Here is an 18,287-nt window from a genome sequence, read left to right on the forward strand (position 1 = left end):
GGGAGTGAGGGCGATCGCTTCACTCCTACTCTTGAGCCTGGTCGTGGCGGTCGCTCCCGCCGATAACGCACCCGCCGACAAATACTTCGGACGGCTAAAGATGAGCGCGTTGCGCATTCGTTACGAGATCGCGCAGATAAAAAGCCGCTACGACAATCACAAACTGTTGCCGGAAGAAGCGGAGCACCTCGCTGCGTTTGCAGCCGAGTCGTACTACGAGTGGGCGGCGCAGTTTCCGAGAGACGGCTGGCTGGGATCGACGGGCATCAACTTGGCGAAGCTCTACGAGGATCTGCCCGGCGCTTCGGCTCGCACTGCAGCGATTCGCGCGCTGACGTTCGTGCGTCGAACTTTTAAGAACACTCGATATTCAAAGCAGGCCGCTTCGGAACTTTCGCGCGGCGTTGCGCTGAAATCGTATCCCGCTTGGGCCGTTACATTACGGGCGACACCATCGCCATCACCGATGCCCAGCGGCAAGGCTTCTCCAGCTGCGTCAACGTCGCCGCGCAGCCTTCCCTCGCCCTCGCCAACCCGCTAAACTGCTTTCGCGTACCACATCGGACCGCCGCGGTACGCCGGAAAGCCATACCCGTAAATCCAAACGATGTCGATGTCGCCCGGCCGCAGCGCGACGCCTTCGCGCAAGATCTCCTCACCTGATTGGATGAGCGCGAGCACGATTCGCCGCGCGATCTCCTCGTCGCTCACACCCGCGTTCTGAGCGATGCCCGCCTCCTTCGCCAATCCTGCAAACAGCGACTCGATCTCGTCATCGCGGGTCGCCTCGCGGCTGCCGGACGCGTACGTGTAAAAGCCCTTGCCGGTTTTTTGTCCGAGCCGCTTCTGCTCGTAAAGCGTATCCAGGATCGGCGTCCGCGCCAGCGTGAGCTGTGGCCGTCCTTGCGCGACGAGCCAAAACACGTCGATGCCGGAGAGGTCGAAGGTTGCGAACGGACCCATCGCCATGCCGAATTTCTTCATCGCCGCATCGATGCGAGCCGGAGCAACGCCTTCCTCTGCCAGCGCGATTGCTTCGCGCGTGTATTCGAAGAACATGCGATTGCCGATGAATCCGAACGCATTGGCCGAGAGGACCGCTACTTTGCGCAGCCGTTTTGCGAGTTTGAAAGCCGTTGCGAGCGTCTGCGCGGACGTCGCTTTCCCGCGGACGATCTCGAGCAGCTTCATGATGTTGGCCGGCGCAAAGAAGTGCAGGCCGAGGAATTCTTCCGGACGCTTTGTTACCGCGGCCATTTCGTCAATATCGAGTGTGGACGTATTGGAGGCAAGAATTGCGTCCGGCTTTACGATGGAGTCGAGCTTAGCAAAGACTTCTTTCTTTACGTCCATGTTCTCAAAAACGGCTTCGATCACCAGATCGCGATCCGCGAGCGCGGCGTATTCGCCGGCGAAGGTGATCGCCGATTCGCGTTTCCGGGCCTCGTCTTCTGTGAGCCGCCCGCGTTTGACTTGGCTAGCGAACATCGTGGAAATCATCTGCCGCGATCGTTCGATCTGTTCGGCGACCGGCTCGACGATGGTTACCGGGAAGCCGGCATTCGCAAACGCGAGCGATATTCCGGTACCCATCGTGCCGCCGCCGACGACACCTACGGTCTCTATTTTGTCATCCTGAGGTATCGAAGGACCCCGAGGTATCGAGGGGCCAGGGATTTTTGATAGCTCCCGCTCCGCGAAAAAGACGTGACGCAACGCAAGCGAGGGCGCCGAGTTCACGAGCTCGTCAAAGAGTTTGTATTCGCGCGCGAGCCCTTGCTCGAAAGGTAGTTCCGATGCTTGCACGGCTTCGATGAGCTTGTGCGCTGCGAGTCCGCCGTTCTCGACGGGCGGAAGCGACTTGCGCGCCTCCTCAATCGCGTTCGCATCGATCTTCGCACTCGTTTCCGAGATGCGGCGTTTCTCGTGCGTGCCCTCGACTTCGCTCGGGCGCCCCTTCGTCAGGCTCAGGGCAGGCTCTTCGACTGGGCGCGCATCCTGCGCGCCGCTCAGGATGACACGGTCAATAAGCCCGAGCTTCGCTGCGGCGTCGGCGTCGATCGGATCGCCCTTGAGCATCATCTGCAGCGCTGCTTGCACGCCGATCAGTCGCGGTAGACGCTGTGTGCCGCCGGCGCCCGGGATGAGCCCGAGTTTTATCTCGGGCAGGCCGAGTTTTGAACGCGGCGTCGCCTCCCGCCGGTCGCATGCCAACGCGAGTTCGAGCGCGCCGCCGAGTGCGAGGCCATCGATCACGGCCGTGTAGATCTTCTCGCTTCGTTCAACCGCGTCGATGATGTCGCGCACGGTCGTGGCGTTCGGATCCCACCCTTTTTGAAAGTCGTTGACATCCACGCCCGCGCTGAAGTATCCGTTTGCGCCGGCGATCGTAACGCTGGTTACGGATGCATCACTCTCGGCGGCTTGGATCTCTTTGAGGATTTTTTCGGAGTACGCCGATGAAAGCGCATTGACCGGCGGATTGTCGAGCGTAATGACGCGATTCAAGCGTTCACCGTCGTCTTTCGATCGAGGCCGAATTGCGCTTCGCTAAGTCCCAAAACGTCTGCCGAACCCTCGACAATTTCGCGCGCCAGTGCCGCAGCCCGCGAAAGGATGTGTGTTGCGTAGAATTTCGCCGTCGCGAGTTTCGCTTTGTAGAACTCGCTCTCCGGATCGTTTGCAGCAATTTTATCCGCCGCAATTTTGGCGGCGCGCGCCATCTGCCAGCCGCCGGCCGTAATACCCCACAATTTGAGATACGGCACGCTGCACGCCACGGCGACGCGGAGGTCCCCCACGGCCGTCTTGCCCACCCAAATTGAAGTCTCCGAGAGCGCGTCGACCGCCTGCGCGAGCGCCGGACCAATTGGGCCCACCGCGTCCGCACGCATCGCCGCCAGCGCGGCTTTTGCCGTTGCCCCCATGTCTTGCGCGATTTTGCGGCCGACCAAATCCAGCGCTTGAATGCCGGTCGTGCCTTCATAAATGGTTGTGATGCGCACGTCGCGATATTGTTGCGCGATGCCGGTCTCTTCAACGAAACCCAGGCCTCCGAAGACTTGCAGGGCGGTCGAACAAATCTCGACCGCGGCCTCGGTGCACCACCCTTTGACGATCGGGATCATCAGCCCGCAAAATGCTTTGTGCTGCTCGCGAACCTTCGCATCGGGATGTTTGGCCGCGAGATCGAGCGAGGCAGCCGTGACGTACGCCAGCGCACGCATCGCCTCGATCTGCGATTTCATCGACATGAGCATGCGGCGCACGTCGGGATGCTCGATGATGTGCTTTGGCTCCTTGGTTTGCGCGCCGATGTCGCGAGATTGCAACCGTTCTTTCGCGTATTGCAATGCGCTCTGGTAAGCCCGATCCGCGATGCCCAAACCCTGCACGCCCACGCTGAAACGGGCGGCATTCATCATGATGAACATGTTCTTGAGGCCTTCGTTCGGCTTGCCGATCAAATAGCCGTACGCGCCGCCGTGCTCGCCGTAGTTCAATGTGCATGTCGGGTTGGCGTTCAGCCCCATCTTATGTTCGATCCCGGCGCAATTCACGTCGTTGCGCTCACCTAGTTTCCCGTCGTCGCCGATCAGGAACTTCGGCACGATGAACATCGAGATGCCCTTGGTACCCGTAGGCGCATCCGGCAAGCGCGCCAGCACCATGTGGATGATGTTAGGCGCCATGTCGTGCTCGCCGAACGTAATAAAAATCTTTTGGCCGCTGATCCGATAGTGGTCGCCTTCCGGCACGGCCTTGGTGCGCACTTGCGCCAGATCCGAACCCGCTTGCGGCTCGGTCAAGCACATCGTGCCCATCCATTCGCCTGAAACGAGTTTTGGAAGGTAACGTTTCTTCTGCTCGTCGGAACCGATCAGTTCGATGGCTTCGATCGCGCCTTGATTGAGCAGCGGACCGTTTGCAAAACCGACGTTGGCGGCATTCCACATCTCCAGCGTCGCGCCCGAGATCAGCGTCGGCAAACCTTGACCGCCATGTTCGGGCGCAACCGGCAAACCGATCCAGCCGGCGCGAGCGAACTGCGCGTACGCTTCCTTAAATCCTTTGGGCGTCGTCACCGCGCCGTCGCGCCACGTGCAGCCCTCTTTATCACCGCTCTGATTGATTGGATCGAGGACTTGGCTCGCAAAGTTCGCCGCCTCCGCCAGAATCGGATCCGCCATCTCGGCGGCTTCTTCGAATCCCGGAAGTTTGGCGATATCATCGAGCGCGGCCAGCTCCCGCAAGACAAACTGCATGTCCCGCAGGGGAGCCTGATAAGCTGACATTAGAGGTCGACTTCGTCCTTCTCGAGTTTCTCTAGAACGAAGCGCGCGTACCACGCCGGCCAATCCGCGTCGGCGTGACCGAGCTGCTTCTCGTAGTCGGCGTGCGCGCTTTCGGCTTGGCGCAAGAGGCCGGCCAGTTCATCGACGGTGACTTCGTACATGTATCCCTCCGGCTCCGCGGCTTCGCCGCGCAGAACGAGGCAGCCTAGCCGGGCGTGTGGTACAATCTCGGGCGCATGCCCACCGAATCGCAAACCTCCCTGACCAAGAATTACCGGCTGGTCTACGAGATCGTGCGCGAACAAGCTCGCGGCACGCATCTGGCGCCCGCCGACGTTTTTGCTCTGGCGAAGAGCAAGCACAAGGGCATCGGCTTCACGACTGTCTACCGCGCATTAGCCCGGCTGCGCGAACTTGGGTTGGTTTCGGAGATATCGCTGCCCGGCGCCCAAAGCGCATACTACGAGCCGGCTTGGCCGGCGCATGCACACTTTCGCTGCGACGTTTGCGGCGGCATCAAGGACGTCGAGTATTCGCTATCGAGCGATATCGTTGACGGACTTGCGCGCAAGCATCGCTTGAACGTTCACGACGTCTCGATCAGCTTGCATGGGACGTGCCGTCAGTGTACAGATCGCGGCGCGTCGCCGGCAGGTTAACGCTGCCGTCATCCTTCGTTTTCGCCAGCAAAGCCTGATACACGCCGATCCGCGCGCTTCGAAAACCTTGCGCGCTGGCAGCCATATACAAGCGCCACGCGCGATACGATTGGTCCCCCGCCGCCGCGACCGCTTGGCTGCGATTGCGCTCGAGGTTGTGCACCCATTCGCGCAGCGTGCGCGCGTAATGCTCGCGCAGATTCTCGACGTCGCGCACGTCGAAGCCGGCCTCCTCGGCGATCTGCAAACTCTGCGCGACGTTCACGAGTTCGCCGTCGGGAAAGATGAAGCGTCCCATAAAGCCGGTGGACTTTCCGTCGCGCGAATCGCGCTGGTGCATGGCAATGCCGTGATTGAGAAAAAGTCCGCCCGGCTCCAGCAGCCGGTATGCTGTCGCAAAATATTCCGAAAGTTTATTGCGGCCGACGTGTTCGAACATGCCGATGCTGACGATCTTGTCGAATGTGGTCTTCGGCAGCTCGCGGTAGTCGAGCAGCTCGATGCGCGCGCGGTGGCCTAAGCTCTCGGCTGCAATCGCGCGAACGCCTTCGCGCGCCTGGCGCTCGCTAAGCGTGACGCCCAGGACTTGCGCCCCAAACTTCTTCGCGGCCCGGACGACGAGCGCACCCCAGCCGCAGCCGATATCCAATAGCCGTTCGCCCGGAGCTAACCGCAGCTTGCGCAGCGTGTGATCGATCTTGGCAATCTGCGCACTCTCCAAGTCCTCCACGCCGTCGTCAAAATACGCGCACGAGTACACCAAATTGCGATCCAGAAACGCGCGGTAGAACTCAACGGGCTGATCGTAGTGAAACCCGATGGCGGCGCGGTCGCGCGCGAGCGAGTGAAGTCTTCCGCGTAAGTGCGCTTCTCGCAGTTGCGGCAATTGCACGCGCGGTAAGCGGCGCAGGAGCAACGCCAATCGTACGAGCGTCGCCGGCGGCGGATGCTGGACGATATGCAGCATCTCGTCCACCGCCGCTTCCATGTCGCCTTCGACGTCGAGCAGGCCGGCCGCAAATGCTCGCCCGGCGTTGAGATCCACGGGCGGCGTGAAGGCGGCGCGCAGCGCTCCGGGATCGTTCACGCGCAGCGTGAACCGGCTATAACTCGACGCGGGAACGGCAGTGCCGTCCCACAGCGCGATGGAAAAATCGCGCGCGTACGCTTGGCCGAACAGCATACGTAGCACCGCGGCCGCGATACGCGCGTACGGGTCTTCGCTAGCAAAGCGTTCGGTGGCGATTTGCATGCCCGTCGAGGTTCGGTGTGGAAGAAAAGCCCTCATGCACTTCCTTGCGCTAGTGCTCGCCGCCACGGCCGTGGCGCCGCCCGTTCCAAGCCCCTCGCCCACGCCGCTCCCGGCGCTCAAAGTCATCGGCTCAGTACGCTCGACGCCCTTCTGCACCGAGCTGTATGAAATCATCGGGCCCGCGATCGTGAGCGTTTTGGCGAACGACGATTTGATCGCGTCGAGCAAACCGGCCTTTGCAACGCTCTATCACGACGACATCTTGGCGGGCTCGGAAGCACGCGCGCACTTCGATCTCTACCGGCTCGAAAAACTCGAAACGCCGATTATTGCGAACGTGAAGCGCGTCGATGCATTGCTGGAACGCAAGCCGGACGACCCGAAGCTGCAGGCCATCCGCGCGAAGCTTCAAGCCGTCGCAGTGCAGCAAAAAGCATCGCTCAATGTTATCAGCGGTTTTGTGGCGACTTCGCAGCTCGGCGAACTGCAAGGCGCGGGCCCGCCCGGCAATTGGACCGGCACGTTTATCCTGGGCAATGCGCAATCGTCGCAACCCGCTCCGATTTCGAACTTGGCGCCTGCGGCCGGCAACCTGTTCGCGGCCGGCGTCCACAATCGAAATCCCGGTCTTCGCGACCCGGCCTATGACGCCGGCACGGTCGGTCCGACCTACAACCCGTTCGCGCCCGTCACATCACAGATCGAACAACAACGCGCAGCTGCGCGCAGCGCCGAAGCCGACGCCGCCAAACTCGTGACCGACGCGCTGCAGCAGTGCACGCCGTAAAGCTCATCTACATCACCAATCTGTCAGTTGACGGTTACATTGAAGACGAAACCGGTAATTTCGACTGGGTAAGTCCCGACCAGGTGTTCGAGTTCATCACCGAGCTCGTGCGGCCAATCGGAACCCATCTTCTCGGGCGGCGACTCTACCAAACGATGTCCCACTGGGACGCGCCTCTGGACAGCTATCCACCGGAGCAACGTGACTTCGCTCGGGTCTGGCAAAACGCCGAGAACATCGTCTTTTCACGAACGCTGACGACCGCTACGACGACCAACATGCGAATCGTGCGAGATTTCGACCCCGAGGCCATCCGGAAGCTCAAGCGGGAATCCGAGCGGGACATCACCATTGGCGGCGCCGAGCTTGCGGGGCTTGCGCTCGAAGCCGATCTGGTCGACGAATGTCATCTGTTTCTCAATCCTGTGATCGTCGGCGGCGGAAAGCCGGCGTTCCGGTCCGGCTTACACCGGAGCCTAGAGCTTCTCGGCACGCGCCGTTTCCGCAGTGGAGTAATCCATTTGCACTATCGCACGGCAGCGCGCCCCGTAAATCCGTAACAAAGCGGGCACCGGGAGGGGTCCGCTCCCCGCAGTCTTCGAACTATTCAACCGGCCAACGGCGTTACTAGGAGCCGAGAGTAAGGAGCAATCGCATGCGACTTTTTGCAATTCTAGCAACCGGCGCTTTTATTGCGGGGGTCACTGTCGCCAGCGCTGCACCGCCGCCCTCGGGCGGCGCTACCCGCGCGGCATACACGAACGCTACGTGCTACATGGGTTTCAATCCCAATCCTGCCACCTATCCGGCGTTATCTCAAAATGTGAAATACAAGTGCAGCGCAACGGCGCTCTGTTCTGCGCAGTTTACCGGCAGCAAGTACAGCGTGAACCAAACCGTGTTCGGCTATATGTGTAGCCGCAGCGGCGGAGAGCTAGAAAACCTCGCCTGCGCGACGGGCTTCCACCAAACCGGCAAAGGCTACATAGCGGCGGGAGACAAGATCTGGTATACATGCGCTACAGACGCGGTGACGTGTCCATCCGGCCTTAGTGTGACCGAAACCTCAACAGGCCCAATTTCCGAAGTGGGTCCGCTTCCAACATTCTCTTATGCGTGCGTCGGCGCAGGCCACCTATGAATCACGCGCTGCAGCAGTGCACGCCGTAAATCAGTAACGAACCGGACATTCGCAGTTCATAGCCGGGGGGCAGAGTGGTGCGGATGTTGCAATCCGCGCGCGACGCCGCACTCGCGCTTCTTGACGGCCGGCCTTACGAACATGCCTGCGTCGTGCGGACCCTCTTAAAATTCGGTCCCGATGCGCTGCGTTTTTCGCAACGCCAAGGCATTCGCGTCGTGCCGCTGCGCCGGCGTGAACCCTACAGCGCTCGATCGCCCGCGCTGCGACGCTTGGCGATCGACGTCGATGCATGGCCCGCTCCGCCGGCGGGCCTTTTTGTGGTCGAAGAACGTACGGTTTATTTGCGTTCGCGCAGCGCGATGACGGTCGCCCACGAATTCGGCCACGCATTGGACTGCGCCCTAGGGGGCGGCGTCTACCGTTCGGGCGTCGATCCGGTACTGCGCCGGCTCTTCAGCGAAGCACGCGCCTTCATCACGCCGTATGCGGCGACCGGCGCCGACGAGTATTTCGCCGAGTGTATGCGGGCGTACGTCGAAGCAAACGATCCGCACTCATTTTGGCCGCGCGCGACGCGCACGCGCCTGGCGCGCATCGATCCGGGAATGTGCGACTACGTGGCGCGGCTTTTTGCAACCGAACTCGCCGCAGCAGCTTAAAGGACTACGAAGCGGCCCAATTCGATGAAGCAGCGTCGAACGTGCTCTTCAAAAATTCCGTGACGGCGTCGCGCGGCGATTTCGCCGTGCGAACGTCTTCATAGCGCATGATAAACTCGCCGAGATCGGTGTTCCAACCGGCCGCGCCCGGGCGAACACCGGCGGTTTCAAGACCCTCCACCTTCGGATAGGCGTAGCAGTAGAACGCGGGTTCGGGCAGGCGATCGTCGCCAAACCAAAAGCCCGTGCAGACTTCCTGCGCGTCGCCGCCTTTGCGCATCATGAGATTCGCGTCCGGCGGTAGCACAACGGGCTTCCCGGAGAACCGCGCGTACGCGAGATCGAAAGTCCCCCAGAAAAACTGCACGAGCGTATGCCGTCCACGGAACGGCGCGCGATGTTCACGCACGATCATGTCAACGGTCGAGAGTATCTGCCAAAACTTTGCGATGGCATCGCGATCGTACGACGCATGCGTCGTGTCTTCGTCCAGCGGAATGGGATTCGGGACTTCCTGTGGCGCCGGATTCAGTTGGACGGCAATCCCCAGCTCCTTCAACGCGTTCAGCATCGCGTTGTAAAATGCGGCAACGCTCATCGGGACGAGCGCAATCTCGCGCGTCGGGCCTTCGTTGGTCCAAATGAAAACCTTGTGCGCGAGAAAATCGAATGCGATCTCACACGTGCGCCCTCGATAGGGCATGGGTCCCGTCGTTAATCCGCGCGCGTTCGTATAGAGCACAACCTGCTGCCACTCCGGCTCTTCGGGTGAGAGTGCGAGGCGCACTTTCCCCGGCACTTGCGTCCAGAGGTGGAGCGTGTCACAGGTGTCCTTCCACTCTTCCAGTGGAAGCGCGGGCCAGCGCGGATCGTCCATTCGCGCGCCGTTCTGCGGCGCGCGAATGGGTCCCCGTCTAGCCGACGATGGCGTTCAAAAAACCGGAGGGATCGAAGAAGACTCCGAGCAGGTCGCTGAGCGGGATCCCGCTGTTCAAGAGCACCTGCGCCAACGTCGCGGTCGCCCCGCCGCTCGAGCCGCCTGTAGCGTTATTGATGGCGTTGGTCACCAACACGCCCGCGAGAAGACTCTGCAGTTGCTGCAGCAGCGGATTGTTCGTATTGAAAATCTGGGCGACGTCCGAATGCGTGTCCGGCATATTGAACTGCTCGTACGCGATTGCGCCATCCAGTAGCGAGACATGGAAACGCGCCTTCTGCACGGCGGTCAATCGCACGATGCGGATGCGGCTTGCATCGATCTTGCGCATCGAACGAAGCTGCGCGATGGCTTGCTGCCGGTGATTCAGCGCGAAGGCGATCTGCCCGTCGGAGAGCGTCGCAAACTGCAGTTTGCGCATCTCACCGATGTGGCGTCCGTTGTCATGGTGGGCTTTCGGCGGTTTCGCCTGCGCGGTCAGCGCCGAGACGGCTACGGCCATGGCCAGGAAAAGTGCGGCAGTTTTCATATCGTGGGCTCCTTTGCCGCATAGCTCCCCGCTCAGCGCCTATCGTAAACGCTAAGCTGCCGAACCCTCGTTAACCCCGCGTTACGGCGTGGACGCGACTTGAGCCGAAGTTACCGCGCTCGCTTTATTGCCCCAAGACGATCGCACGTACGTAATGACCGCCGCGATGTCGTCGTTGCTTATTACGCCTTTCCAAGCCGGCATGATGCCGTTGTAGGACTTGCCGTTCACCGTCACCGCTCCGGTCAAACCGTTCTTCACGATGTGAATGACTTTGTTCGCGGGGCCGGTAACGAGCGGGTTGCCCGCGAGTGCCGGAGCAGTGGCTCCGCCCTTCCCGTCGGACTGATGACAACTGGCGCAATTCGTATTGAAGACTGCCGCGCCGTTCGACGCCGTCATGGTCTTCGCCGTGTTATTCGTCGAAGCTCCGGTGCTGCTCGACGTGCTTGCGCTGTTGCTACTGGAACACGCCGCGAGACCGCTCGCCAGGAGCGCCGCGGACAAGAGGCCGCCGATTATTCGCTGCATCCGCCGTGCTTTTAGCCCTCCCCGGCCGGGGCCTGCGCGCCCGCGTGCTTGGCGTGGTACATACGCCGGTCGGCAGATTCGATTAACGCGTCCGCCTCTTCACCGTCCCGCGGATAGATCGCGGTGCCGATGCTCATTCCGACGGTGACGAGCGCTCCGTCAACCACGATCGGAGTGTCGAGGATGTGCTCGACGTTGATCTTGACGGAATCCAAAATCCCCGCATCCCCCAGCCCATTGGCCAAGACCGCGAATTCGTCTCCGCCTAAACGCGCCACCGTGTCCGACGGGCGCACGGCGTTTTTCAGGCGCCGCGAGAAAATCTGCAGCAAGATGTCACCGACCCGGTGACCATACCGGTCGTTGACGACTTTAAAATCGTCCAAATCGATGTAGAGAACGCCGATCAGCAAGCCCGTACGGCGCGCATATTCGATCTCGTCCTCGAATTTTTCAAAGAATGCCAGACGGTTGTCGATTCCCGTCAGCGGGTCGCGCGTCGCCAGCGTTTTCAGCTCCGTATTGCGCTGCGCCGTGCGCGCCAGTTCCGCCTGCGCCTTCAATCGTTCGCGATCGAGAATTCGCATGCGATCGAGCAGACCGAACGACAAGATGAGGCACTCGGCCATCGCCCCGAATCCCATGCCGTTTTCGGCGAAGCCCCAATTGCCTATTACCGCCGGCACAAACGCGAGCACGAAAAAACGGGCGGGCTGATAGCCCGCGCGCGCGCGTGTGATGCCTGCACCGATCGTGATAGCCACGGCGGCGAGCCGCGCGACGAAAGCGCCTACCGTGAGGATCTGGCTAGCCGAAAACGCATGGCGCGCGACGTCCCCAATGACGATTACGGCGAAAGCGGCGAGAAGCGCTCGATCCCACGCCGGCGCGGCGGATCGGGTTTGCAGAAAGCTGCGCGTGAAACCCAGGAACGTTACGAATGACAGAATCTCGGTGGCCAGTACCAGGTAATCGTTGCCGTGCCCGGCGAGCACCAGCCCGTGGACGATCAGCGCGCCAACGAACCCGACGAACCATGAGGCGCTGCGATCGCGCACGGTAACCGCAACGTACAAACTGCCCAGCCCTAAGGCCAGCAGAACCCCAAAAAAGAGCCCGGCGATTACCATGGGCATTTGTTCAGGTGTTTAAGGCCCGGGCCTCCAGCCTGAACACAAGCGTAACAAACGGGCCTTTCGGACTATCGAGGCGCGGTTCGTTCCGAGCTCATGGCCCAAGCTAGCGCTACCAACAAAAAGTTAGCGACGAGCGAGCTGCCGCCGTACGAAATGAAGGGCAGCGTAATGCCCGTGAGCGGGAAGAGCCCGACGACTCCGCCCACGATGATGAAGACCTGAAAGGCCATGGTCGCACCCAACCCGATGGCCAACAGCTTCGTGTAGAGGTCCGGCTGCGCGTTCGCAATGGCCAAGATCCGGTAAACCAGCAACAAGAATAGCGACAGCAAGATCAGCGCGCCGATCAGGCCGAACTCCTCGCTGATCGCGGCGTAGATGTAGTCGGTCGCGGCGGCCGGGATAAACGTCGGGTGGCCCAAGCGATAGCCCGTGCCGAATAAGCCGCCGGCCGCGAGCGAGTAGTATCCCTGCGAGGCTTGATATCCGGAACCGAGCGGATCGGCGAACGGGTTACGCCAGACCGCGATGCGCGTACTCACGTAGCTGTAATGACGCACGGCCCAAAACGCAACGCCGATAAAGATCGCACAACTGCCGACGAGCAGATCGATGCGCCGCGTTCCCGCATAAAGCAGCACCGCGAACGTTGCGAGCAGCAGCGCAGCCATACCGATATCGCGCTGCAGCACCAAGATCGCCATCGACAAACCCCAACCCAAAATCAGCGGCCCCAAATATTTCAGGTTAGCGCGAATCGACCACGCGCGCGCGGCCGCGATCACATCCGCCGTTTCGGCCAGGTACGCCGCCAAAAAGAAAACGATGAAGAGTTTGATCAGTTCGATGGGTTCGTATTGAATCGCGCCGATGCGGATCCACAGGCGCGCGCCGTTGACTTCCTGTCCTAACGGAGTCAGCAGCAGCACGAAGAGCACCAGCGACAGCAGCACCCACAAGTATTTGATCGCCGCCATGCGGCGAAAGTTCGCTAACGCCGGACCGAGTGCAATCACCAGCACCAGCGACGCCAGCAGCCAGTATTGTTGCCGCTGCGCCAGCACCGGCGAAATGCGCGCGATTACCAGCAGGCCAAACGCCGACAAGACGACGGCCAGCGCCGGCAGTGCGTCATCGCGCGTGGACGCGCGCGGCTGCACCAACACCCAGACCAGACTGAGCACGACCAAAACCGCCAACAGCCATGGCGGTCCGATAGTTTTAGGCGGCGCAAACGAAAGCGCCAATGCGGAAACCGCCAGCGCCGCCGCCATGGGAAAAGCGCGCCGCAGGATGGTCGCTATCGTAAAGCGAGCAGTGCGTAAAACAGAACTGCCGCCAGGATCCCTGTCAGTATCGATTGTGCGGTGTGCGCCTTGGCGGGCGCGGGAACCTGCGGTTCCGCAACGCCGCTAAATGAGACGATAAGCCGTTCCGAGGTCTCGGGAAGCGGACGGCCCGCAAGCACGAGTGCGTCCCCATCGAAAAGCGTGAATGCGGAAACGGCAAGATCGAGACTCGGCGTGAGTCCTAATGCGCGCATCAAGATCGGCAAACCGCGCTCGCCGTCAAAGGCGTCGTTTTTGGTGAGCGGCATCATCGAACCGTCGCGCGCCAGATAGGCGGCGGTCGATCCAATGTGCGCCAGATAGGCGCGTTGCGCAACGAGCAACACGGCTGTCATCGAAACGCCGGCAGTGACGTAGTCTTCGTGCGAAGCGCTGCGCGCGTGCAGTTCGTCGTTGACGCACGCCATTGCGCCGCTGAGCGCGCCCGTCACCGCGCGCGGCCGCCGTTGCGAGCGGCGGAAGAGCACCCCGCGGACCCGTCGCTCGAGCTCGTGCCGCAGTTTTCCCAGCGCCAGCGGAGCCGCCGCCTCACCGCCGATTCGTCCGAAGCCGGTGGCCACCGCGAAAAGATAACTCTCGGGCGCCAATTGCTCCGAAACGCAGCAGCCGCGGTCGCCGCTTACCGCTACGTCCACGGCAAGCCCTCGATCTCGGCTATATCGAGCCGGGTGTTCCCCACGTCTATATGATCCCCAATTTTGACTTCAATACCCTCGCCGCCCAGTTTTTTTCCATTGAGATATGTCCCGTTTCGGCTGCCCAGATCCGTCAGATAGAGTACGCCGCGCGCGGCCTGAAGTGTCGCGTGGCGGCGGCTAACCTCAGGGTCGCCGAGCGCGACGTCCGCATCAGAAGAACGCCCAATGACCCGCGGCGGATGACCTTCGGAGACCGTGAGCGTCGCGGTATGGCTCGGCAAAACCAGATTCACCCGCAGGTCGTGCGGGGTGCGGGGCACGGCCGCGAAGCGGCTTCGGCCAACGATCGCGCCAAAAACCGCCAGCGCACAGAGTATTTCGAACGATCCGATGCGCATCTGCGCGGGGAACGTCACGGCTGCTCCACGCGCAACTCGGCTTTGCCGAACGCCACTACGTCGCCGGCCTTGAGCACCGCCGAATCGATGCGTTCTCTGTTCACGTACGTTCCGTTCGTCGAACCGGCGTCGTGCACGACTAGCGAACCGTTTTGCACGTCTACCAGCGCGTGGTTCCGCGAGACGCTGGGATCCGGCAAATGCACGTCGCTCTCGGGGCTTCGCCCGACGCGCGCCGCACCGTTGATCCGGAATTCGGATTCACTCGCGATCCCGCCCAGCATGCGCAGGACGTAGGCGCTGCGATCGCGCGCCTCATCGTCAGCTTCCGTCGCAATTTCGACCGCGCCGGCCACCATCTCCGAGCCTTCCCGTAGTTCGGCGCGCGGCGGCGTCTCGAACGAGATCCCGACGCGCTCGGCGACGTCGGCGAGCAGCGCCGACCATTCGCCTTCGAGATACGCGCGGTGCGGAGCCAGGCGTTCATAGTCGGCGGCATGCACGTACACGGTGTAGTGCGCGGGCGCGACCGTGACGTTATCAGTTTGACGCGTTCGCGCTTCCATGGTTGCGACGAGCTTGCGCGCGATCTGCGCGGGCTCGAGGTCGCTCGGAAACATGTTGGCAAAGGCGCGCTCGACAAACGCCGCGCAGGCTTCCTCAACGCGCCCAAAAAAACTCACCGCCGCTCCAGCCGGGCGACGTAAAATCCGTCGCGCCCTTGTAGTCCCGGTGGAACGAGCAAATCGCCGGCTGGGGTTTGCAGCTCGGCGAAATGCGCCGGAATCAATCCACGCTCTACGTTATAGGCGCCCAAGAACCACTCGATCACATCAGTTGTTTCGCGCGGATCGGTGGAGCAGACGGCGTACACAATGGCGCCTCCCTCGTAGAGCTGCGGCGCAAGCGCATCCAACAGCGCGCGCTGCGTGAGAGCCAAGCGTTCGCCGTCGTCGGGGCGCTTCCGCCAGCGCGCTTCGGGATGGCGGCCGAGCACGCCCAAACCCGAACATGGCGCATCGATCAGTATACGATCGGCGCGTTGCGTCGTGACCGGAACCGTCGCATCTTCCGCCACTGCTTCGACCGCCAGACCGGCAGCCGTCGCGCGCTTCTCGAGCATCTGTATCTTGCGCCGGTCGCGATCGATGCAGAGCACAGGCCGTTCATCGCCGATGCGCGCCGCGATCTGCAGCGCTTTGTTCCCGCGACCGGTGCATGCGTCGATGACTTTGTCGTCCGGCTGCGGGTTCAGCACGTCCACGACCATAGCGGACGATTCGCTTTGGAGCCACCACGCTTCACCGGACTCGCCTTGGCCGGCTGCGGCGAGCGCGCCGCCTTCCAGCAAGAGCGAATCCTCCGCCAACTCCGAGGGCTGCGTCTTCACCTCGCGCTGCGCGAACCAGGTCTGCAGCTCGGCGCGGGTGCCCTTCGCGCGATTCACCGTCGCCGCCGGCTGCGCGGGTTCGTTGCATGCTTTCAATACGTCGACGAGTTGCTCGCTGCCGAAAACGGCGCGCCACTGCCGGACAATCCACGTCGGGTATGAGTATAACGTTCCGAGATAGTCGTCTTCGTTATCGAAGTCTTCCGGCGCCGGCGCTGCCGGCCGGTCGCGCAGAAAACCGCGCAGCACCGCGTTCACCAAACCGGCAGTTCCGCGATGTCCGTATCGCTTGGCGAGGTTCACCCATTCGCTCACGACCGCGTGATCTTTGGCCGCGGTGAACTGCAACTCGTAGATCGCCAGGCGTAGGATTTCAGCGATGACGGGCGGGAGTGCCTTATCGCGTCCGCCGACGTACGGCTGCAAATACCAGTCCAGCGTGCGCCGCATTTTGATTGCGCCGAAAACGAGGTTCGTGCAGAACGCCCGATCGCGGGCGTCGAGCTCGCCCTTCTGCGAACGGTACTCTAGCGATTCTTGCGCACCGCGATCTTGCGAAGCGTCGGCCTGAAACACGTCGCGGACTACGTGCAGCGCCGTCTCGCGTGGCGTCATGTGCCTTTTACGAGCAGCGGCGCGCCGAACGCCGCACCGCTCTGCCGCGGCCGGTTCGGCGGAATCACTTCGAGCACGTTGACTGCCGCATCGCCACAACTCACGATGAGCGCATCGCCGATCATGCCGGCGATCTGTCCAGGATCGAGCAGCGGGCGGTTCCACATCGCAACTTCCGCGCGCAGTATCTTCACCGGGATGTCTGCGATCGTCGCCCGCGCCGCCGGCTGCGGCGACAGCGCGCGCACGTGGTTCACGATCCGCTCCGCGCTCCACGACCAATCCAGCGCCAGATCTTCCTTGCGCAAGGGGCGCGTGAGCGTCGGTGAGCCGATCTGCGGAGTTCGCGGAAACGCGCCGCCGCGCGCGGCGTCAATGGCGTGCGCGAGCGCCTGCGCGCCGAAGCGCGCCAGCCGATCGTGCAGCTCGCCGTATGTTTCGCCGGGAAGAATGGGCGTGCGCTCTTGCAGGACGACGTCGCCGGTATCCATGCCGGCGTCCATCAGCATGATGGTGACGCCCGTTTCCGCCGCGCCGTCACGCAGCGCGCTTTGTATCGGCGTCGCTCCGCGGTATTTCGGCAAGAGACTCGGATGCACGTTGAGTGACCCGAGCTTCGGCAGATCGAGTACAGCTTGCGGTACGATCTTGCCGTACGAAGCCAGCACGAACAAGTCAAACGCTTCGCCGCCGAGCTCCTTGACAAAATCGCGCAACGACGCCGGCTGATAGACGCGCAGACCGAGACGCTGCGCTGCCACTTTCACAGGAGAGGCTTGGAGTTTTTGACCGCGCCCCGCCGGGCGGTCGGGCTGCGTGACGACGCCGCGCACCTCCGTGCGTTTGGCCGTGACCTCCAAGCTCGGAACCGCGAAGTCGCTGGTTCCGAAGAAGAGCGTCCTCACATCTCTTCTTCTTCGTTTTCGTCTTTCGGCTTGGGCTTGCGAATATTTTTCGCCTTGTCGATGTAGAGCACGCCGTTTAGGTGATCGATTTCGTGCTGCAACGCCTGCGCGAACAGGTCGCTGCCTTCAAGACGAATCTTTGCGCCGTTGCGATCGAGGCCGCTTACGACAACGCGGTCGTAGCGCACGATGTCGCCGACAAAGCCCGGAACCGATAGGCACCCTTCGATTAATTCGAGTTCTTCGCTCGCCGATTCGATCTTCGGGTTGATCACGACATGCTTGGTGCCCTCGGGGTGCTCTTCATCCTCGCCGGCATCAACTACAAAAAGCCGCTTGGAAACATTGATCTGCGGCGCCGCCAGACCGACGCCCGGCGCAGCGTACATCGTTTCGAACATGTCGTCGATCAGCTGTTGAAACAATGGATCCGCGATCTCTTTGGGATCCACTTTTTTTGCGACTCTGCGTAAGACGGGTTCACCGTCTTTCATAATCGGGCGGAGATACGCCATCAGCGCGCGGCCCTGCGAATACGGTAGAGCACGTGGCGCTGGAACGGATGCCCCTCAGGCACGCGGGGATTGTCGAAGTCATCGTTCGGGTCGTACGTCATTCCCAGGCGTTCCATAACGCGGCGCGACCGGACGTTCTTCACGGTGGTCAACGCTACGACTTCGTCCATCCCAAGTCTTTCGAATGCGTAGTCGAGAATCGCACGGGCGGCTTCGGTCGCGTAGCCCCGTCCCCAGAATCTCTCCGGCAGCCGCCACCCTACCTCGCGCACGGGAGTAAAGTGCGCTTCAAACGGCACGTCGGCAAGTTGGATCACTCCGGCAAACGCTTCTCCGTCCTTCTCCTCGATGACCCACCAGCCGTACGGGTTGGCTTCATTTCGCTGCCGGACGTTGGCCGCGATCGCGTCCGAGCGTTCTCGATCGTAGACCTCGGGGAAAAACTCCATGACGCGCGGATCGGCGCCCATTTCGAACCATGGCACGAGGTCGTCGTCCCGCCAATTGCGCAACCGCAGCCGCGGCGTTTCAATTACGGGCAGCGGCAT

Annotated in this window: 22 protein-coding genes; 6 read left to right on the top strand and 16 right to left on the bottom strand. The window is 61.8% G+C overall.

Going from position 1 to position 18,287, the window contains the following annotated elements; all coding sequences use genetic code 11:
- The first annotated feature begins 4 nt into the window (after window positions 1-4).
- Window positions 5-541, top strand: coding sequence for a hypothetical protein (locus VFO29_08360; GenBank protein HET9393510.1), 537 nt, complete (start codon window positions 5-7; stop codon window positions 539-541).
- Here VFO29_08360 and VFO29_08365 read toward each other — a convergent pair.
- From VFO29_08365 to VFO29_08375, 3 genes are read right to left on the bottom strand one after another with little or no spacing between them, the layout of a single operon-like run.
- Window positions 538-2,508 (bottom strand): 3-hydroxyacyl-CoA dehydrogenase NAD-binding domain-containing protein, encoded by a 1,971-nt coding sequence (locus VFO29_08365; GenBank protein ID HET9393511.1) that lies wholly within the window; start codon window positions 2,506-2,508, stop codon window positions 538-540. The genes VFO29_08360 and VFO29_08365 overlap by 4 nt on opposite strands.
- On the bottom strand, window positions 2,505-4,295 hold the full coding sequence (locus VFO29_08370; protein ID HET9393512.1) for an acyl-CoA dehydrogenase: 1,791 nt from the start codon (window positions 4,293-4,295) through the stop codon (window positions 2,505-2,507). The genes VFO29_08365 and VFO29_08370 overlap by 4 nt, the downstream gene beginning before the upstream one ends.
- A complete protein-coding gene (locus VFO29_08375; protein HET9393513.1) occupies window positions 4,295-4,456 on the bottom strand; it encodes a hypothetical protein in 162 nt (53 codons plus the stop codon). Before VFO29_08375 ends, VFO29_08370 begins: the two co-directional genes overlap by 1 nt.
- A gap of 54 nt (window positions 4,457-4,510) precedes the next feature.
- Between VFO29_08375 and VFO29_08380 the strand changes: the two genes are divergently transcribed.
- Complete coding sequence (locus VFO29_08380) at window positions 4,511-4,954, top strand: Fur family transcriptional regulator (protein ID HET9393514.1); 444 nt, start codon at window positions 4,511-4,513, stop codon at window positions 4,952-4,954.
- On the opposite strand, the gene VFO29_08385 is transcribed toward VFO29_08380, so the two are convergent.
- Window positions 4,896-6,206: a cyclopropane-fatty-acyl-phospholipid synthase family protein gene (locus VFO29_08385; protein ID HET9393515.1), complete on the bottom strand. Its 1,311-nt coding sequence runs from the start codon at window positions 6,204-6,206 to the stop codon at window positions 4,896-4,898. The genes VFO29_08380 and VFO29_08385 overlap by 59 nt on opposite strands.
- A 34-nt stretch (window positions 6,207-6,240) precedes the next feature.
- On the opposite strand from VFO29_08385, the gene VFO29_08390 reads away from it, so the two are divergent.
- From VFO29_08390 to VFO29_08405, 4 genes are all read left to right on the top strand, one after another.
- The gene (locus tag VFO29_08390; protein HET9393516.1) at window positions 6,241-6,993 is read left to right on the top strand and encodes a hypothetical protein; all 753 of its coding nucleotides are present in this window, start codon (window positions 6,241-6,243) and stop codon (window positions 6,991-6,993) included.
- A complete protein-coding gene (locus VFO29_08395; GenBank protein ID HET9393517.1) occupies window positions 6,981-7,553 on the top strand; it encodes a dihydrofolate reductase family protein in 573 nt (190 codons plus the stop codon). Before VFO29_08390 ends, VFO29_08395 begins: the two co-directional genes overlap by 13 nt.
- 95 nt (window positions 7,554-7,648) lie before the next feature.
- On the top strand, window positions 7,649-8,134 hold the full coding sequence (locus VFO29_08400; GenBank protein HET9393518.1) for a hypothetical protein: 486 nt from the start codon (window positions 7,649-7,651) through the stop codon (window positions 8,132-8,134).
- A gap of 83 nt (window positions 8,135-8,217) precedes the next feature.
- Window positions 8,218-8,796 carry a hypothetical protein gene (locus VFO29_08405; protein HET9393519.1) on the top strand — a complete coding sequence of 193 codons (579 nt, stop codon included), beginning with the start codon at window positions 8,218-8,220 and terminating at the stop codon, window positions 8,794-8,796.
- A 4-nt stretch (window positions 8,797-8,800) separates the two neighbouring features.
- Here the strand turns inward: VFO29_08405 and VFO29_08410 are convergent, their stop codons facing one another.
- From VFO29_08410 to VFO29_08465, 12 genes are all read right to left on the bottom strand, one after another.
- Window positions 8,801-9,673: a DUF5996 family protein gene (locus VFO29_08410; protein HET9393520.1), complete on the bottom strand. Its 873-nt coding sequence runs from the start codon at window positions 9,671-9,673 to the stop codon at window positions 8,801-8,803.
- Between the two features lie 37 nt (window positions 9,674-9,710).
- On the bottom strand, window positions 9,711-10,262 hold the full coding sequence (locus tag VFO29_08415) for a hypothetical protein (GenBank protein HET9393521.1): 552 nt from the start codon (window positions 10,260-10,262) through the stop codon (window positions 9,711-9,713).
- Between the two features lie 81 nt (window positions 10,263-10,343).
- Window positions 10,344-10,793 (bottom strand): cytochrome c, encoded by a 450-nt coding sequence (locus tag VFO29_08420; protein ID HET9393522.1) that lies wholly within the window; start codon window positions 10,791-10,793, stop codon window positions 10,344-10,346.
- Between the two features lie 11 nt (window positions 10,794-10,804).
- On the bottom strand, window positions 10,805-11,929 hold the full coding sequence (locus VFO29_08425) for a diguanylate cyclase (protein HET9393523.1): 1,125 nt from the start codon (window positions 11,927-11,929) through the stop codon (window positions 10,805-10,807).
- Between the two features lie 65 nt (window positions 11,930-11,994).
- Entirely contained in the window at window positions 11,995-13,203 is a 1,209-nt protein-coding gene (locus tag VFO29_08430) for an FtsW/RodA/SpoVE family cell cycle protein (protein ID HET9393524.1), read from the bottom strand.
- A gap of 26 nt (window positions 13,204-13,229) precedes the next feature.
- Window positions 13,230-13,913, bottom strand: coding sequence for a hypothetical protein (locus VFO29_08435; GenBank protein HET9393525.1), 684 nt, complete (start codon window positions 13,911-13,913; stop codon window positions 13,230-13,232).
- Window positions 13,904-14,332, bottom strand: a complete 429-nt coding sequence (locus tag VFO29_08440; GenBank protein ID HET9393526.1) for an FHA domain-containing protein — start codon at window positions 14,330-14,332, stop codon at window positions 13,904-13,906. Before VFO29_08440 ends, VFO29_08435 begins: the two co-directional genes overlap by 10 nt.
- The gene (locus tag VFO29_08445; protein ID HET9393527.1) at window positions 14,329-14,997 is read right to left on the bottom strand and encodes an FhaA domain-containing protein; all 669 of its coding nucleotides are present in this window, start codon (window positions 14,995-14,997) and stop codon (window positions 14,329-14,331) included. The genes VFO29_08440 and VFO29_08445 overlap by 4 nt, the downstream gene beginning before the upstream one ends.
- Window positions 14,994-16,319: a 16S rRNA (cytosine(967)-C(5))-methyltransferase RsmB gene (gene rsmB, locus VFO29_08450; GenBank protein HET9393528.1), complete on the bottom strand. Its 1,326-nt coding sequence runs from the start codon at window positions 16,317-16,319 to the stop codon at window positions 14,994-14,996. Before rsmB ends, VFO29_08445 begins: the two co-directional genes overlap by 4 nt.
- Window positions 16,316-17,224: a methionyl-tRNA formyltransferase gene (fmt, locus tag VFO29_08455; protein HET9393529.1), complete on the bottom strand. Its 909-nt coding sequence runs from the start codon at window positions 17,222-17,224 to the stop codon at window positions 16,316-16,318. The genes rsmB and fmt overlap by 4 nt, the downstream gene beginning before the upstream one ends.
- Complete coding sequence (gene def, locus VFO29_08460) at window positions 17,221-17,739, bottom strand: peptide deformylase (protein ID HET9393530.1); 519 nt, start codon at window positions 17,737-17,739, stop codon at window positions 17,221-17,223. Before def ends, fmt begins: the two co-directional genes overlap by 4 nt.
- The gene (locus VFO29_08465) at window positions 17,739-18,287 is read right to left on the bottom strand and encodes a GNAT family N-acetyltransferase (GenBank protein HET9393531.1); all 549 of its coding nucleotides are present in this window, start codon (window positions 18,285-18,287) and stop codon (window positions 17,739-17,741) included. The genes def and VFO29_08465 overlap by 1 nt, the downstream gene beginning before the upstream one ends.

It is taken from the genome of Candidatus Rubrimentiphilum sp. (assembly GCA_035710515.1).
Classification (GTDB): domain Bacteria; phylum Vulcanimicrobiota; class Vulcanimicrobiia; order Vulcanimicrobiales; family Vulcanimicrobiaceae; genus Rubrimentiphilum.

Coding starts and splice junctions, on each gene's coding strand:
- VFO29_08370 (HET9393512.1), bottom strand. CDS start 4,295: ATGTCAGCTTATCAGGCTCCCCTGCGGGACATGCAGTTTGTCTTGCGG.
- VFO29_08375 (HET9393513.1), bottom strand. CDS start 4,456: ATGTACGAAGTCACCGTCGATGAACTGGCCGGCCTCTTGCGCCAAGCC.
- VFO29_08385 (HET9393515.1), bottom strand. CDS start 6,206: ATGCAAATCGCCACCGAACGCTTTGCTAGCGAAGACCCGTACGCGCGT.
- VFO29_08390 (HET9393516.1), top strand. CDS start 6,241: ATGCACTTCCTTGCGCTAGTGCTCGCCGCCACGGCCGTGGCGCCGCCC.
- VFO29_08400 (HET9393518.1), top strand. CDS start 7,649: ATGCGACTTTTTGCAATTCTAGCAACCGGCGCTTTTATTGCGGGGGTC.
- VFO29_08405 (HET9393519.1), top strand. CDS start 8,218: ATGTTGCAATCCGCGCGCGACGCCGCACTCGCGCTTCTTGACGGCCGG.
- VFO29_08410 (HET9393520.1), bottom strand. CDS start 9,673: ATGGACGATCCGCGCTGGCCCGCGCTTCCACTGGAAGAGTGGAAGGAC.
- VFO29_08415 (HET9393521.1), bottom strand. CDS start 10,262: ATGAAAACTGCCGCACTTTTCCTGGCCATGGCCGTAGCCGTCTCGGCG.
- VFO29_08420 (HET9393522.1), bottom strand. CDS start 10,793: ATGCAGCGAATAATCGGCGGCCTCTTGTCCGCGGCGCTCCTGGCGAGC.
- VFO29_08425 (HET9393523.1), bottom strand. CDS start 11,929: ATGCCCATGGTAATCGCCGGGCTCTTTTTTGGGGTTCTGCTGGCCTTA.
- VFO29_08430 (HET9393524.1), bottom strand. CDS start 13,203: ATGGCGGCGGCGCTGGCGGTTTCCGCATTGGCGCTTTCGTTTGCGCCG.
- rsmB (HET9393528.1), bottom strand. CDS start 16,319: ATGACGCCACGCGAGACGGCGCTGCACGTAGTCCGCGACGTGTTTCAG.
- def (HET9393530.1), bottom strand. CDS start 17,739: ATGGCGTATCTCCGCCCGATTATGAAAGACGGTGAACCCGTCTTACGC.
- VFO29_08465 (HET9393531.1), bottom strand. CDS start 18,287: ATGCCGCTGCCCGTAATTGAAACGCCGCGGCTGCGGTTGCGCAATTGG.